Source organism: Acidicapsa dinghuensis (assembly GCF_025685685.1).
GTDB lineage: Bacteria > Acidobacteriota > Terriglobia > Terriglobales > Acidobacteriaceae > Acidicapsa > Acidicapsa dinghuensis.
In genome coordinates, this window is the sequence record NZ_JAGSYH010000001.1 from 523,341 (window position 1) to 539,626 (window position 16,286).

The window sequence follows — 16,286 nt, forward strand, 5'->3', positions numbered from 1 at the left end:
TGGATTTTCAGGAACTTCCCCGCAAATACAATCGATGCACTTCACGCGCATCCAAACTGGATGGCGCTCCGTGCTTGAGAGCCAGTCACAGTCTCGTGTCCGTCAGGCGGCACAATGGAGGAATGAGAATGTATTTCTTTGCTTTCCTTTTGCGCACCGGAATCTTCGCCGAAGGCCGTTTCCTCGGTAAGATCCTCGATGAATGGATCGGCGACGCGCAGGAATTCGTCCATACCAAGCTACCACGTATCATCTTTATTCTTCTTGTTGCCTTCATTCTGACGCGGCTTATCTCTGTAGCTACACAGAGGATGATCCGCATCGCCGACCGCAAAAGCGACCGGCCCGGCCGTCACTTTCAGGTCAAAACCTTTGCCAGTATCCTCCGCACAACCCTCAACACCGTCCTATGGGCAATTGCCGCGCTGCAGATCTTCTCCGCGCTCGGGGCCAATCTGGGGCCTCTGCTTGCCGGCGCCAGCATCATCGGCGTTGCTGTCGGCCTCGCCGCGCAGACCATCGTCAAGGACGTAATCAACGGCATGCTCATCATTCTTGAAGATCAGTTCAATATTGGCGATGTCGTCCGCCTCACCGGCATGACCGGCACCGTCGAAGTCATGAGCCTGCGTCGTACGGAAGTACGTGATGGAGACGGTACTCTCTATGTCATTCCCAATTCACAGATCACTACAGTCGCCAACCTCAGCCGCGACTTCTCTGTTGCCACCGTCAATGTCAATCTCGACTTCTCCGCTACGCCTGAAAAGGTCATCTCGCTGCTGACCTCTATCGCGATGGATGTCCGCAAAGATCCGGCTTTCGCACCGGTCTTCGTGGCCGACCCGCAGATTCTTGGCGTTGATTCGATCGTCGGTTCGCAGGTCGTTTATCCCGTTGTTTTCAAAACCCAGGCCACCAAGCAGTATGGGCCAATCCGTGAGTTCCGCCGCCGCGTTCGCGACGCCCTGGAACAAAACGGTATGCTGCCAGGCGATCCGAATCGCATATTCACCGGCGACAAAGCAGCGCAGGCGCAACTCACGATGGGCCATCGCACGCCGGAAGAGGCTTCGGCGCATCCGCCGATCGATCCCACAGCCATCCCGGCTAAGGCCATCGATCCGTTCACGGCCGAGTCGTAATAACTACTGCTTAAAGAATAATTTGTGTGGTTATTGTTGAAGTGCCGCCGCCAGTTTATCGGAACTGAGAACTGGCGGTGTGCAAGTCCTTCCGGTACATAAGAGAGCCCATGTATGTACGTCCTCCGGCACGGGCACCAAACCAACCGTCCCGGCCAGCGCTTCGGGCAACTCGTGCGCGTCTAACTGTCGCGGAGACAATCGGATCACCGTTTTGTTGACGGCGAAACGCGCCATCGCGGCTGCTTGCATACGATTCGCTTCTTCCCCGCGGCCCACTATGACCACTTGCACCGGATCATGCAGCAGCCGCTGCAAAGCCAGTGCATAACTGCCGGCGTAGAGGCCGAAATGTTCGACGATTCCGGCAAAGGATTCGAGCGTGTCTTCGGCAATCTCACGAAACTCCGACCGCCCAGACAGCGCCTCGAGCCGCAACAGAGCGCTGGCCGCCGTGGGGTTCCCTGCCGGAGTAGGCGTGTCCTGCAGCGGCTTCCGCTTCGCAGTCAAAGCACCCAGACGCTTGTCGTCTGCCTCATCCAGCGGTGTATCCACAAATGCTCCTGCAGTCTTGTCGTAGAAGCGAGCAATCATAGTCTGCGCCAGCTGCATCGCCGCGCGGTAATAAGCGATCTTGCCGGTCGCCAGCCAGGCATCGGTCGCCGCATGAGTCAGAAAGGCGTAATCATCCAGCACGCCAGGCACCCGTTCCGGCCCAACTGGCCCATCTTCCTCCGCGTAGGCGATCACATGCGCAACATCGCTGCCGCCATCCCATGCCTGCACCAGTAAACGGTCCAGCGTCTTGAGCGCAAATTCCTTTGCGTGATCCAGCCGCAATGCTCTGGCCGCCTCCAAATATGCCGTCACAGCCATCGCATTCCAACCCGTATAAAGTGTGCGATCGATGTAGGGTATCGGCCTCGCCTGACGAGCCTGCATCAGCTTGGTTCGAGCCGCGGATAACCGGGCCACTGCTTCTTCAAGCATGATGCCTGCGTCCTGCGCCACATCCGCGACGGTGTGCCGCACATGCAGCACGTTTTTCTGCGGGTTATGGTGCATGTCGCCAAGCTCGCCGATGTCCCAGTATTTCCCGGCAACGGCCCACTCGTCCGGCGTCAACACCGCCTGCGCTTCTGCTTTGGTCCAGGTAAAGTAATCGCCATCGTCATCGAGATCGATATCGGCATCCTGAGAGGCATAGAACCCGCCGCGCTCGCGATCCGTCATCGTGCCATCCAGCCACCGGATGATCTCCGAAGCCACATGCGCATATTCCGGCTTTACGAAGCTCTGGTACGCATGCACATAGTTGCGCAGCAGCTCCGTGTTGTCATAGAGCATCTTCTCGAAATGCGGCACTACCCATCGCTCGTCCACCGAGTAGCGGTGAAAACCGCCGGCGAGCTGGTCGTAAACTCCGCCCTGGCTCATCTTCGTCAGCGTTACCTGTGCGGCATTCCGTGCCTGTTCGGAGCGCTTCGCATCCTGTTCAGGACGTGTCGCAATCTCAATCAGGAGATCGATTGCCGCGGGGTGCGGAAACTTCGGCTGCGAGCCGAAGCCGCCAAACCGCGGATCAAACTGCTTCAGAACAGAGTCGGCAATCTTGTCCACCAGCGCCTGGGTCAGCGTTCCACCACGGCCCGAGAAATTCTCATTCTGCTCGATAGCGCCCATGACACTTGCAGCCGAATCAAGCGCCTCTTCCCGGCGTTCGCGCCATACCTGCGCCATTGTCAAGAGCACGCGCCCCAGCCCCGGCCTGCCGTAGCGGTCATCCGGCGGAAAATACGTGCCACCAAAATACGGCTGTCCATCCGGAGTTAAAAACGCGGTAAGAGGCCAGCCACCCTGCCCGCTGATAGCCGAAACAGCCGCCTGGTAGCGCGCGTCGACATCCGGCCGCTCGTCGCGGTCCACCTTCACTGCAACAAAATGCTCATTGATAATCGCCGCGATCTCGGGATTCTCATACGACTCCCGGTCCATCACATGGCACCAGTGGCACCACACGGCGCCGATATCCAGCAGGATCGGCTTATCTTCAGCGCGAGCCTGGGCAAAGGCCTCTTCGCCCCATGGGCGCCACATCACAGGCTGATGTCGCGCCGATTTCAGATAGGCTGATCGGGATTGGTCAAGCCGATTGACGCCGGAAAGGGGGGACTCGTGAATCGCCATGATTCGAGCATACAACCGCTCCCGTCCCGGCAGCCGCTTTCATGCTCATCGGTTGCAATGGCCCGGAAACGAACACGGCTCCGGGCCCATTTGCAAGCTTAATGATTCCCGTGAACACGCAGATGCCGACCGCCGATGGCATAGGTAACGCCAATCGTGAAACCCTGCGGGGTCAGATCGTTCGGTCCTTGATATTGCTTCCAGAACTGATATTCGTATTCACCACGAATTGCGAGGCGAGCCATTACTGGAATCTCGACACCTCCACTTGGAGCATAAACACTATAAGAATCACGAGTATAAAAAGGATTTCTTGAAGGAAATTCGATTACGCCAATGCCGCCGCCCATGCGGACAAACGGACGAAAACGCCAACGTGTTTGTGGTTCGTAAAATATACCGCCCAGATATGTTGTCTGCTGCATGCGAGTCAACGGGTAAGGAGTGTTCATGAAGATCGTCCGGGCATTGCCATCAATCCCGATTCCCCGGAAAATCTCATAGCCTATCCGGCCGTCAACGCCCTGCATACGCCGGCCCGGACCATAGTCCAGATCGTAGTCTGAAATACCAATACTGACGGTCAATGGAATGCCGCTTACCCTCGCCGCAGGCGCTACCTGCGCCATTCCAACATGGCATCCTAATCCGGAAAAAAGCGATACAGCAGCAGCCACGCAAAAAAATTTCAACCGCATAGAACATCCTCCAGGGGGAAATCGGGACGAACCCTATGAATTCTCGGATTTTAACCCGCGCATAAAGCAAAAGTTGTCCTTAAACGACATCTTCAGAGCCGTTGCACTATTTGATGGACGCTGTTGAAACATAAGCAGGAGCAAATACTGGAAACTCATCCGCATCCTTTGAACCAAGAAAGCACTCGTCGTTCAAATTCAACTGGTTCAATGCGTGAAGCATCAGTATGTCCCGCACCGGGAACCAACCACAGTTCGTTCCTTCCTATAGCCGAAGCCATGATTCGCTTCGAATGACGTGCAGGAATGTTGCTATCCCGAAGGCCCGCAATAAGCAAAACAGGGGCATGCGTTGATTCTAAAGCGAGTTGAGGGCTGACACGATCAAAATCAATTCCGTACCGCAGCCGTGCATACGCAAATGCAGCGTCGACCACAGGCCACGCTACGAGGCGGCTCCAGGACAGCGGCACATGCCCGACTTGGGCGATACGCTCATATGCAATCTCGCGGAAACTTGAAAACGGAGCCTCCGCTACAACACCGCACACGCCGGGAACAGAAGCAGCCTGAACTGCAATCGCTGCGCCCATTGATTCTCCCATGAGAAAAACGCACTGAGGAGCGTTATTCCAGACATCCCCTCTCTTTAGCGCGGCTACCCACACTCGAACATCTTCTTTCTCAAACCAGCCATAGGTGGCCAGCGATCCGCCGCTTTCACCATGACCACGAGCATCCGGAATTAGAACTTCGTACCCGTTCTTCAGAAAGATCGGAGCAAAGGACACCATACCGGCTCGGTTATCCCCAACACCGTGCAGCAAAATGACCGCCTTTTGTTTCCACCTATCTGGCCTAACAGGCCAGCCGCGTAGTATCGCTCCGTCTTCGGCTTTTATCGAAACATCCTCGAGACCGCTCCTGCTCCAGGGCGATACTAACGCTGCGAACTTGGCCCTGGGAGGCACATGGTTCCTCGCAACATGCAGAACACCCTCTGCCAAAATCACACCGAATACTGCAGCAAGCACGAGATAAGCAAGTGCGGAGCAGGCCAAAATTCGGGCTATACGCTGGCTCCATAGAACAGTTCGCTTCATGATGAACTGCTACGAGTCCCGAACACGCCGTGTTCCGCGCTATTGCGCCGTCAACTTAACTGAGCAGTTTCTTGGCGATTTGGACATAAAGCTCAACCGCTTCCAGCAATTCTTTCTTCGCCAGCCGTTCATGCGGTGTATGCGCTACGTGAATCGACCCCGGCCCCAGCAACAACGGCTCACCCCAGTTACTCAGCTTGGGTATGTCGGTCGTGAACTTCGCAACCATAGTCGGAAATCCCTCCAGCGACTTGAGCCGTACAAATGGAATCTCCAGCGTGAAATCCACTTCGGCCAGCCCTTCCGCACAGCGCAAAATCGCTTCCCGCGTTTCCGTCGAGTCGCACACCAGTCGCACCAGCGCCTGCGCCTGCGCCTGATCGGCAATCACATTTGGCGCGCGCCCTCCCTGAATCAATCCCACATTCAGCGTGCTCGGACCTATGTCTTCCAGCACCGGCAGTTCCAGAGCCAAAACTCTTGAGAGCACCTCGACAAGCTTGTGTACTGCGCTATCTCCCAGTTCTGGATATGCCGAGTGCGCCATCGTTCCCCGCGCCGTGAACACCACTCGCAGAGCGCCTTTGGACGCAAGCGCCAGTCTGTTGTCGGTAGGCTCACCGTTGATCAGATAGCGGCTGCCTTTGGGCTGCGTATTTGCCACCTGCGCCCCTGCCGAATCGCGCTCCTCTCCGGAAACAAACAGCAACCCGACCTTGAACCCTTCGACGCGCAGCCGCTCTGCCGCTGCAATCTGCGCCGCGATGATTCCCTTGGCATCGCACACTCCACGTCCGTAGATGAACTCTCCATCCTCACGAAACGGGATATAGGGCGGCACCGTGTCCATGTGTGTAGAAAAGACTAGAGCCGGAGCTTCATCCGATACCGCCGCATAGACATTCCATCGCGGCCCATCATGACCGCTCTCCTCAGGCTGTGGAACCGCCATCTTTTCAACCTGCCATCCCCGTCTTTCGAGATAAGTCCCCAGGAATTCTCCAACTGCGTCTTCGTGATAAGTCGTCGATTCGATTTCAACCAGCGAACGGGTCAGTTCTACAACGTCGATGGCGGTTTCGTTCAAGCTCACGGTCTCCATGGGGGCAACGGGGTCGGTCGTCGGCATCGTGAAGCCAGAATATCCCAATCCTTCCCCACTCCTCGAACTCCTCCCATCTGCTCCGGCCGGAATCCTGCAATTACCGGATTGCGTCTGGCCTGTGGAGAACGAGAGAAAGCCTTTTCAGGCTTAAAATATCGAGAGGCATGCCCGCAGTTTCGAACAGACCCGAGCAACAGTCCGCTTTCGGCGCTCCCGATCAGCCTCACCCCGGAACGAATGCACCATCTATCCGCTCGGTTGAACTTCATGGCCCCGCCGGCCGCCTTGAGGCGCTGCTCAACGAAGGTCATCCCGACGCAAAGTTCGTTTCGCTGGTCTGCCATCCGCACCCGCTCGGCGGCGGCACCATGCACAACAAAGTTGTCTATCATGCCGCAAAAGTCTTCCATGGCTTTGGATGGCCCGTCCTGCGCTTCAACTTCCGCGGCGCCGGCCTGAGCGAAGGCGAACATGACGGCAGCTCTGAGTTCCAGGACGTTCAGACTGCGCTCGACTGGCTCACCCTGCACTACGACAAGCCCATCATCGCCGCTGGCTTTTCCTTCGGAGCAGCCATGGGGCTTGCCGCCTGTTGCGGCAACGCCAGCATCCATGGTTTTGCCGCGCTCGGTCTTCCGTCAGAAGCACAAGGCCGCCACTATCGTTATCCGATGCTCGCCGAGTGCGCCATGCCGAAGCTGTTTCTGAGCGGCGACCGCGATCAGTTCGCCACTCCGGATCAACTTCGCATGATTATCGCCTCAGCCGCAGAACCCAAAACTTTCGTTCTTATACCGGGGGCTGATCATTTCTTCTTCAGAGCTCTGCCAGCTATGCAGGAAGCGCTTCGCAGCTGGATTCTGACCTCGTTCCCTGCCCTTTTCCCTGACCGGCAATCGCATATTTCCGGCAAGCCCGCAGACAGCGCAACGTCTGCGGTTGCCTTTGAAAGCAACCACCATGACCGCAAGTGATCTCGCTTTAGAATCATTACACGCAGCCGCTACCAGCATCTTTACCCAGGCGCTCGATGCCTGCCGCATCGAATCAGCCTTCGATCATCGCATCCAGATCGAGGGCTCCCTGCTTCGCCGCCGCATCGCTGGCGACGGGCCATCGGAAATCGACCTCGATAGCTTTCAGCGCATCTTCGTTATCGCCGTCGGCAAGGCAGCCCCTGCCATGCTCGACACTCTCTTTGCTCGTATGAGCCGCCGTCGCGGAGTACGCGGCATCTGCTGCTCCGGCCAACTTCCGGCAAAGCGCAACTGGCGCATCCGCTATTTTGAGGGCGGACACCCACTGCCCAACGAAGACTCCTTTGCTGCAGCACGCGCTGCGCTGACCATGCTGCGCAAGGCGCGCAAAGACACCCTCGTCATCTTCCTCATATCCGGAGGAGCTTCCGCGCTCTTCGATCTTCCGCTCGATGCGGATATTTCTCTCGAAGACACCATGCTCTTTCACCAGGCCCTGCTTGCCAGCGGCGCGCCGATCACTGAGATCAACACCATCCGCAAGCACTTTTCTGCTGTAAAAGGTGGAAGGCTGGCACTTGCCGCCGCCGAGGCTACAAAGCTGAGCATCATACTGCCCGACGTGCCTCTGCGCAGCATCGATATTGTCGCCTCCGGCCCCACGGTTCCGGATCACACCACCATCGATGAAGCCCTCGCGGTAATCGCCAAATACGATCTCATGGCCAAGTTCCCGGCATCTGTACGCGATTTCTTCAGCCGTGCCGATCTGCCCGAATCCCCCGGCAACAAAAGCCGGACAGGACCTCTGCTTTCCCGCATTCCATGGAAGGACATCCCGTGGGCGGAAAGCCTTCCCGCCGGTCTGCGCAGATCACTTGCCGACAGCCAGCCTACCGAAGAAGACGCATTCCGCAACTCCATCTTCGACGTTCTGCTTTCCAGCCAGGATTTCGTCGAGCAGGCACAAGCCATTGCAGAAAAACAGGGGTACCTGGCCATCATTGATAATTCCTGCGATGACTGGGATTACGCCGCCGCCGCCAATTATCTGCTTAATCGCTTTCATTCCCTTCGCAGGCAGCATCCACGCTGTTGCCTTATCTCGGGCGGCGAAGTGACCGTCACGCTGAATCGCACGCCCGGGGCTGGCGGCCGCAATCAGCAGTTCGCATTGGAGTGCGCTCTTGAACTAGCCAGCTATACAGGTGAGAATCTGGTCGTCTTCAGCGCCGGCTCCGACGGCATTGACGGCAACACCCGCTCCGCCGGCGCCATTGCCGACCGGACCACGGTGAGCCGCGCTCTGGCCTTCGGCTTCAATCCCGAACAGGCGTTGGCGGAATTCAACGCCTGCCCGCTCTTTACGGCCCTCGGCGACACAGTCGTAACCGGACCGACCGGACACAATCTGCGCGACCTGCGGCTGCTCATCTCCGAACCCCCAGAGGCGTAATTCTGCGCAAAAAAACGCGGTGGCCACCCGGCCACCGCAATGCTCTCTGCTCTGTAGTGCTCACGGAACTCTCGAGATCTGGGGTCTCGAATTTAGAGTTCCATTTTGCCGGGCTTTCGACTCCGGGAGGAGCCTTGAACCCGACAAACCGTCGCCTGTCTTCCGAAGGCATCCTGTCTTGCGCCCTCGGATATGGCGTTACTCTTCTCCGGGTCCGCCCGGAGGTGGAGGTGGCATTGCGCCGCCATTCTTCGGTGCGCCATCACGCTGATGCCATCGGGGGCCGTCCCCCGGGGCGCCAGGACCGCCGCGTCCCTCGCGCCGTTCCGTCCAGGCAGTCTTTACTTGCTTCCACTGATCGGGAGTCAGCTGTTTACGGATATCCAGCAGCATCCGCGCGTTCGCTTTCTCAAGCTCCGCCCGAGCCTGCGCAACCTTATCGATCTGACTCAGAATCTTCGTCTCGTCCGGCTGGTCCTGCCCTATCAGGGGCTCCATTTCGATTTCAGCCTTTTCAAGATTGGCGTGCAGATCCACCAGTTTCAAACGATGCTGCTCATAGATGTCATCCATCGTTTTGCGCTGCTGGTCGGTCAGCTTGAACTTCTCAACAAGCTTGGGATTGTTCCACCAGCGGCCAAACTGCCCGCGCGGGCCAGCCATCTCCCGCTCCATCGGCGGCCGATGTGGGCCCATACCCACGCCGGGCTCCATACCACCGGGACCCATGCCGCCAGGCCCCTGCGCCACCGCCGTCATCACGCTCATCGCGGCAAATGCGCCAACCCATGCCGCTATCCGTCCTATTCGCAACACATTCAGTCCGCCGTTCATAGCCCGTAGTTCTCCTTGCAAACCTTTTCGGATTGATTCACTCGTGCTTACTTTTCAACCGGTGCAGATCCCGAATCGCTCATCAGGCTCGCCAACGGCTGCATCGCGTCCGGAGCCTCCTGCGCAATGTCACCATCCACTTCCGTCATCAGATCGGTGTCATTCATCGCCTGTGCTGCCTGTTCCTGAGCATGCTGCGCGTCAATCGCCTTCTGACGATTTGCCGCTTCCTGCCGTTGCTCTGCCACGACTTGCTGGTTATGCTGCACCACCGCAACAGGCACGCCAATCGAAGCCGCCGCCAAAACTGCCGCCATCGCGCCGCCTACCGCAGGCCGCGTAATCACCATCCACATCGCGGTCCAACGCGATCGCCGCACTTCGCGCGGTTTCGCAAACTCTTCATCACTCCATGCCTTCACGCTTCCGCGAAAGTTCTTGAGCGCATGCTCGATCCTTGCCTCGTCCATCTCCCGATCCTGATCCCAATTCAGGCTCATCGCTTGCCTCCCAGCTCAGCCCGCACTCGCAACATGGCGCGCGACAGGTGCGCCTTTACCGTTCCCTCGCTCAGCCCCACCGTGCTGGCAATTTCGTGAATCTCCATCTCTTCCACATGGCGCAGCATAAACACTGTTCGCTGCCGCTCGCTCAATCCCTTAACCGCTTTCCAAACCAGCCGTACCTGATCCCGCGCCACTGCCTGATCTTCCGGCGTCGACTCCCCGCTCGGGAGCCACTGCGCGGCGTCATCGGCGTCAATGGAGTTATTGGTAGCAGTCTTCCAGAACTGCAACCGCCGGCTACGCCAGTAATCCTTCTGCAGGTTGATCGCGATCCGCAGCAGCCACGTCATAACGCTCGACTCACCGCGAAAACTCGCCCAGTTCCGATGTGCCTTCAGCAAACAGTCCTGGGTTAACGTCTCAGCCGCGTCCGGATCGCGCAGGGACGATAGCAGAAAACGAAAAATCTGTGGCCGAAAGCGCGCCGCAACCTCGGCGAACTCCATGGCATTCTCGCTGCTCCACGCGCTGGCCGCGCTGCCTCTGCCCATACTCTCCAGTACTGTGGTCGTGGTAGCCATCACCAAGGTAGACGGCAACCAGTTGATCGAGTTTACATAGACGCGTCCGCTTCTGAAAAAGCCGCTGATCCTATAACTTCCCCTCTTGCTGCTGCTTCCTCGCACAAGCCACACCGGCTACCCTCTTTCAACCCCTTCGGCCGATACTTGTCGCGAAATAGCCGCGATAGGCATCATGCTCTTTGCATATAGATATCCTGCTACACTACCTCAGTAAACGATTTCTTGCTGCCCCTCTATCAATTCGAGGCAAGTCATGCTTCTCCCGGAACTCCGCGCTCAGGTCCTCCACGCCAATCTTGAGATTGCCCGCCTCGGCCTCGCCGTTCACACCTTCGGCAACGCCAGCGGTATCGACAGCAACGGCATCGACGGCAGGCCCATCATCGCCATCAAGCCCAGCGGAGTTCCTTACGCGACCATGAGGCCGGAAGACCTCGTTCTCACCGATCTTGACGGTTCAATCGTGGAAGGCGCGCTTCGCCCATCCAGCGACCTCGATACCCACCTGTTGCTTTACCGTGAGTTTCCTCAGATCGGCGGCATTGTCCATACCCATTCCGAATTCGCCACTGCCTGGGCGCAGGCCTGCCGCCCCATTCCTTGCCTCGGCACCACGCACGCCGACTATTTCCATGGACCGGTGCCTCTTGCTGCCCAGTTGACTGCCAGCGAAGTCGAAGACGCCTACGTCCGAAATACGGGAGCCGTCATCGCCCGGCTTTTCCGTGAACAGCATCTCGATCCTGTCGCCGTCCCCGGCGTCCTCGTTGCCGGCCATGCACCTTTTGCCTGGGGAAAGACCCCCGCGGATGCTGTCGAGCATGCCGATCTGCTCGAATACATCGCCCGCCTCGCATGGCGCACAGAAGCTCTCGGCGCTCCTGCGAACGGCCTTCCTTTCCATGTTGCAGACCACCACTATCAGCGTAAACATGGTCCAAAAGCCACCTACGGCCAAACCAAATCCCGCTGAATCAGTAGAAAAGATCGGTTCCTGAATTTCATAGCAACATACAAAATACCGTATCGGCATGCCCAATATGTATGCTGCGATAACCGCTTTTCCGATTCGGTAATTAGCGGCCGCTTTACGAAATATGCTCTTAATTCAATAGTTTCTCGCGCACACCGCCTCCACGATCTCACAAGATGGACCGCGCATTCCTCTTGGCATGCAACGTGCAGACGTCTGCAGGTTAAGCAGTTTCTACACCGATCGGATGAAGTGGCGTGTTCCCTGTCGATGGTTTACGTACCATCAACAGCAAACATTCCGATTCGTAAACCTTGCAAGCAGTGGGAGAATAGCTGAAGGCTCTCCATGGAGACGAACCTATATAACCGGGTGGTCGCTACCCTGCTGGCTATTGCCACGGTCGCCATCGGATTGTTCGCCATCTTCAATCTGCAGCAGGAGAGCACCTATCAGCAACCAGACGATGGCGTTGTTTGGACTGAAGCAAACAGTCGTGTTCTTTCCGGTCTGATAGCGGTTCACGTCAAATCGGGTGGTCCTGGAGCGCAGGCCGGCATCGAGCCAGGCGATTTTCTGACAGCGGTCAACGATCGCCCTGTAGCATACGGTGCCGATCTAGATCTCGAACTGAAGCACACCGATGTCTACGGCAAGGCTGAGTACAGCATCATCCGCCATGGCGTTCTGCTCGACTCACCCGTAGTCGTCTATCTCGTTCCCGTCGACCGCACGATGCTCAACCTGACGCGGCTCATCGGCCTCGTTTACCTCGGTATCGGCATCTACGTCCTCTTTCGCCGATGGACCGCGCCGCGTGCCACACACTTCTACATTTTCTGTCTCGTCTCGTTCGTACTGAATACCTTCCACTACACCGGAAAGTTCGATCTGCTCGACTGGACCATCTTCTGGGGCAATGTCGCCGCCGAGGCTCTGCAGCCTGCTCTATTCCTGCATTTCGCCCTTGTTTTCCCGGAAGATCGGCTTCGCGGACGGAAGCGTTCCTGGCTGGTTCCTCTGCTGTATCTGCCGGCAGTTACCGTCATCGGCATCCGCATAGCCGCTATGCTCCTCTGGCAGGCCACCTTCGAGCTCAAGCTCCTGCTCGACCGCATCGCCACCGGCTACGTTGCCGCCTACTTCGTTCTCGCGGCCATCCTCTTCCTGCGCAGCTACCGCCGTGCCGACACTCCGCTGCTGCGCCAGCAGCTCAAGTGGCTTACGCGTGGAACGTTGCTGGCAGTTGTTCCCTTCACCATCTTCTACGCCATTCCGTTCCTTACCAGCAATCAGGTCGATCTGCCCTGGCAGCGCATTGCCGACCTATTCCTCGTCTTCCTGCCGCTTACCTTCAGTTGGGCAATCGTCCGCTACCGGTTGATGGACACGGACCTGATCTTCAAACGCGGCGTCGCCTATACCCTCGCGACAGGAACACTGGTCGGCGTTTACTTCGGCGCCGTTGCCCTCGTGTCCGCATGGATTCACACCCACCTTCCTCCAGCAGTTAGCGAATGGGGTCTGGTCCTCGCGATCCTGGTCATTGCGCAACTCTTCGATCCGCTCAAGCGCCGCTTCCAGAGCTGGGTCGACCGCGTCTTTGACCGGCACAAGTACGACTACCGCAAGGCGCTCGTGGAGTTCGGCCGCGGCCTCAGTTCTGAAACCGATCTTCAGGCACTGCTCCGCTCCATTGTCGACCGCCTGCCGAGTACGTTGCTTGTAGCGAAGGTCTCCGTTTTCCTCGCCGACTCGCCCGGACTTCATGACGGATTCCGCCTCGCAGCCTCGCACGGCCTTCCCGCCGATCTCGAAGGCGACTCACTCGATCTCGGCTTTCTCGATTTCGACTATCGCGAGCGCCAGGGACATATCTTCTTCGAAAACACGCAGCAGACCATTCATCTGCCGGAAACACAGCAGCGGGCCGCCGCACTTCTCGATCTGAATTATTACCTGCCCTGTCGCGTGCAGGATGCTGCTCCACACTCCTCGCCCAATAGCGCGAATGCCTCGGCAAAATCCCGTACCATCGCCGTCATCGGCCTCGGCCGCACCATCGGCGGCGACTTCCTTTCTTCCGAAGACGTCGAACTCCTCGAATCCCTCGCCAGTTACATCGGAATCGCCCTGCAAAGCGCCAGCCTCTACGCGCGGCTCGAAGAACAGGTCAGCGAGTTCGAGCGCCTCAAGGAATTCAACGAAAACATCGTCGAATCCATCAACGTCGGCATCCTTGCCGTCGATCTCGATGACAGCATCGAGAGCTGGAACGCGCAGATGGAAGCCATGTATGCCTTGAGCCGCAAGGAAGCCATCGGCCAGCCGCTCGCGTCGGTCTTCCCACCGGAGTTCATGGAAGCCTTCGACCGCTTCCGCAATGAATCCGGCGTGCATCATCTCTACAAGTTCCGCCTGACTACTCGCGCCGGTGAATCGCGTACGGCAAACATCGCAGTCGCCCCGCTGCTGTCGCGCGACTTCGTCGCGGTAGGCCGCATCGTTCTCGTCGATGACATCACTGAGCGCATCACCCTCGAAGCGCAGCTTTCACAAGCCGACAAGCTCAGTTCCATCGGACTGCTCGCCGCTGGGGTCGCCCACGAGATCAACACTCCACTCGCCGTCATCAGTTCGTACGCGCAGATGCTCAACAAGCAGATGAAAGGCGACACAAAGCTCACGCCTTTGCTCGAGCGCATCACGCAGCAGACCTTCCGCGCCTCCGAGATTGCCAACGGCCTGCTCAATTTCTCGCGCACCTCGACCACCGAGTTCCGCGAAACCGACCTCAATCAAGTCATCCGAGACACGCTCGCGCTGGTCGAGCACCAGATGAAGACAGCACGCATCACCGTTGCAGCTGATTTCAGCGACGATCTCCCGCGTATCCAGGGCAACGCCGGCAAACTGCAGCAGGTCTTCCTCAATCTCCTGCTCAACGCCAAAGACGCGATGCCCCAGGGCGGCGAGCTGCGTGTCTCCACCGTCGCCAACGGCCATGTTGAGGCCATCATCGCGGACTCCGGCGCAGGCATTGCACCTGAAAACCTGAAGCGCATTTACGATCCCTTCTTTACCACCAAGTCCGCGCCCAAGCCCGGCGAGCGCCGCGGCACCGGTCTCGGTCTATCGGTCAGTTACGGCATCATTCAGGAGCACGCCGGCAAAATCAATGTCGAAAGCACGGTCGGCATCGGCACTACATTTCATCTCGAGTTTCCCTTATTAAGGACCACCATTCATGCCTGAGGTCTTATCTTCTTTGAGCCAAGCCAGCCAGTTCACTCCCGGCGAATCCAGTTCCGACACACCAGGCGCGAAGATTCTCGTCATCGACGATGAAGCCGGCATTCGTGAATCGCTCGAAGTACTGCTCAGCCTCGAAGGCTACACAGTAGAAATGGCCATCGACGGCGTCCAGGGGCTTGCCATGCTTGAGCATGGTGACTACGATCTCACTCTCCTCGACCTCGCGTTGCCCGGCCAATCCGGTCTTGAGCTTCTGCCGCAAATTCATGAGCTCTATCCCGAGCTGCCCGTCATCATGATTACCGCTTACGGCACCGTCGAAAACGTCGTCGAAGCCATCCGTGCCGGCGCGGAAAACTTCGTCCAGAAGCCGTGGGATAACGAAAAACTTCTCGCCGACATACGCTCAGCCGTCGCTCGCCATAAAGCCGAGGCAGAAAATATCCAGCTCAAGCGCGCTCTTAAGCAGCGCTACAACTTCCATAACATCGTCGGCAAAAGCGAGATCATGCTCAAGATCTTCGATCTCGTGGCACAGGCAGCACCCAGCCGCGCCACCGTCCTCATCCAGGGCGAGAGCGGCACCGGCAAGGAACTCATCGCCAAGGCCCTGCACGCCAACTCCCCGCGCCGCGACAAGCCATTCATTCCCGTCAACTCCGGCTCCATGCCTTCCGAGCTGCTCGAATCCACACTCTTCGGTCATGTCAAAGGCGCGTTCACCTCAGCCATCGCCACCAAAAAGGGTCTCTTTGAAGTAGCCAACGGCGGCACGCTCTTCCTCGACGAAATCGGCAACATGGGCCTCGACACGCAGGCCAAGATTCTCCGCGTCCTGCAGGACCGCCGCTTTACCCCGCTCGGCGGCACACAGGAGATTCAAGTAGATGTCCGCATCGTCGCCGCCACCAACGTCGATCTGCGTCAAGCAGTCCGCGACGGACGCTTCCGAGACGACCTCTTCTATCGCCTTAACGTAATCTCCATCGACCTGCCGCCGCTGCGCGCGCGCCGCGAAGACATTCCGCTGCTCGTCAACCGCTTCCTTGAGTATTTCTCCAAAGAGAACGACCTCGAAATCCGCAAGCTCACGCCCGACGCCATGCGCGCGCTCGTCGACTACGATTGGCCGGGCAACGTCCGCGAGCTTGAGAATGTCATGGAGCGAGGCGTGGTTCTTTCCAGTACGCACATCATCGACTCCGGTCTTCTGCCGGGCCACATCACTGGCCGTAGCTTCCAGGACGCGTTGCTCGAGCACAACCCAAACTCATCGCTATTCGACATCCTCGAAGACATCGAGCGCCGCATCATTATCGAGAAGCTCGAGCGCTGCAACTGGAACCAGACCGACGCCGCCGAGCAGTTCCGCATCCCGCTCTCGACGCTCAATCAGAAGATCAAGCGCCTCAATATCGAGATCCGCAAGAAGGGCCGCGACTGAGAAGCCACGTAGCTTCTCA

Annotated in this window: 13 protein-coding genes; 6 read left to right on the top strand and 7 right to left on the bottom strand. The window is 58.0% G+C overall.

The genetic code is table 11. The features are described 5' to 3' along the window. The first annotated feature begins 128 nt into the window (after window positions 1–128). On the top strand, window positions 129–1,145 hold the full coding sequence (locus OHL22_RS02050; RefSeq protein WP_263332670.1) for a mechanosensitive ion channel family protein: 1,017 nt from the start codon (window positions 129–131) through the stop codon (window positions 1,143–1,145). A 30-nt stretch (window positions 1,146–1,175) separates the two neighbouring features. Here OHL22_RS02050 and OHL22_RS02055 read toward each other — a convergent pair whose 3' ends face one another. The 4 genes from OHL22_RS02055 to OHL22_RS02070 all read right to left on the bottom strand — a co-directional run bounded on the left by OHL22_RS02055 (window position 1,176) and on the right by OHL22_RS02070 (window position 6,283). Next, window positions 1,176–3,332 carry a thioredoxin domain-containing protein gene (locus OHL22_RS02055; RefSeq protein WP_263332672.1) on the bottom strand — a complete coding sequence of 719 codons (2,157 nt, stop codon included), beginning with the start codon at window positions 3,330–3,332 and terminating at the stop codon, window positions 1,176–1,178. 98 nt (window positions 3,333–3,430) lie between these two features. Beyond that, entirely contained in the window at window positions 3,431–4,030 is a 600-nt protein-coding gene (locus OHL22_RS02060; RefSeq protein WP_263332674.1) for a porin family protein, read from the bottom strand. Window positions 4,031–4,185: 155 nt separating this feature from the next. After that, on the bottom strand, window positions 4,186–5,133 hold the full coding sequence (locus OHL22_RS02065; protein ID WP_263332676.1) for an alpha/beta hydrolase: 948 nt from the start codon (window positions 5,131–5,133) through the stop codon (window positions 4,186–4,188). Between the two features lie 55 nt (window positions 5,134–5,188). Then, window positions 5,189–6,283, bottom strand: a complete 1,095-nt coding sequence (locus OHL22_RS02070; protein WP_317890879.1) for a M20/M25/M40 family metallo-hydrolase — start codon at window positions 6,281–6,283, stop codon at window positions 5,189–5,191. 119 nt (window positions 6,284–6,402) lie between these two features. On the opposite strand from OHL22_RS02070, the gene OHL22_RS02075 reads away from it, so the two are divergent. Then, the gene (locus OHL22_RS02075; protein ID WP_263332679.1) at window positions 6,403–7,212 is read left to right on the top strand and encodes an alpha/beta hydrolase; all 810 of its coding nucleotides are present in this window, start codon (window positions 6,403–6,405) and stop codon (window positions 7,210–7,212) included. Beyond that, a complete protein-coding gene (locus OHL22_RS02080) occupies window positions 7,199–8,671 on the top strand; it encodes a glycerate kinase type-2 family protein (protein ID WP_263332681.1) in 1,473 nt (490 codons plus the stop codon). Before OHL22_RS02075 ends, OHL22_RS02080 begins: the two co-directional genes overlap by 14 nt. Window positions 8,672–8,869: 198 nt before the next feature. Here the strand turns inward: OHL22_RS02080 and OHL22_RS02085 are convergent, their stop codons facing one another. From OHL22_RS02085 to OHL22_RS02095, 3 genes are read right to left on the bottom strand one after another with little or no spacing between them, the layout of a single operon-like run. Further along, window positions 8,870–9,505: a Spy/CpxP family protein refolding chaperone gene (locus OHL22_RS02085; RefSeq protein WP_263332683.1), complete on the bottom strand. Its 636-nt coding sequence runs from the start codon at window positions 9,503–9,505 to the stop codon at window positions 8,870–8,872. Between the two features lie 47 nt (window positions 9,506–9,552). Then, entirely contained in the window at window positions 9,553–10,005 is a 453-nt protein-coding gene (locus tag OHL22_RS02090; RefSeq protein WP_263332686.1) for a hypothetical protein, read from the bottom strand. Continuing rightward, window positions 10,002–10,517, bottom strand: coding sequence for an RNA polymerase sigma factor (locus OHL22_RS02095; RefSeq protein ID WP_263332688.1), 516 nt, complete (start codon window positions 10,515–10,517; stop codon window positions 10,002–10,004). The genes OHL22_RS02090 and OHL22_RS02095 overlap by 4 nt, the downstream gene beginning before the upstream one ends. A 331-nt stretch (window positions 10,518–10,848) precedes the next feature. Between OHL22_RS02095 and araD the strand changes: the two genes are divergently transcribed. The 3 genes from araD (at window position 10,849) to OHL22_RS02110 (ending at window position 16,267) form a co-directional block, all read left to right on the top strand. After that, window positions 10,849–11,568 (top strand): L-ribulose-5-phosphate 4-epimerase AraD, encoded by a 720-nt coding sequence (gene araD / locus OHL22_RS02100; protein WP_263332690.1) that lies wholly within the window; start codon window positions 10,849–10,851, stop codon window positions 11,566–11,568. Window positions 11,569–11,916: 348 nt separating this feature from the next. Further along, the gene (locus tag OHL22_RS02105) at window positions 11,917–14,823 is read left to right on the top strand and encodes an ATP-binding protein (protein WP_263332692.1); all 2,907 of its coding nucleotides are present in this window, start codon (window positions 11,917–11,919) and stop codon (window positions 14,821–14,823) included. Then, a complete protein-coding gene (locus tag OHL22_RS02110) occupies window positions 14,816–16,267 on the top strand; it encodes a sigma-54-dependent transcriptional regulator (RefSeq protein ID WP_263332695.1) in 1,452 nt (483 codons plus the stop codon). The genes OHL22_RS02105 and OHL22_RS02110 overlap by 8 nt, the downstream gene beginning before the upstream one ends. Window positions 16,268–16,286 lie beyond the last annotated feature (19 nt).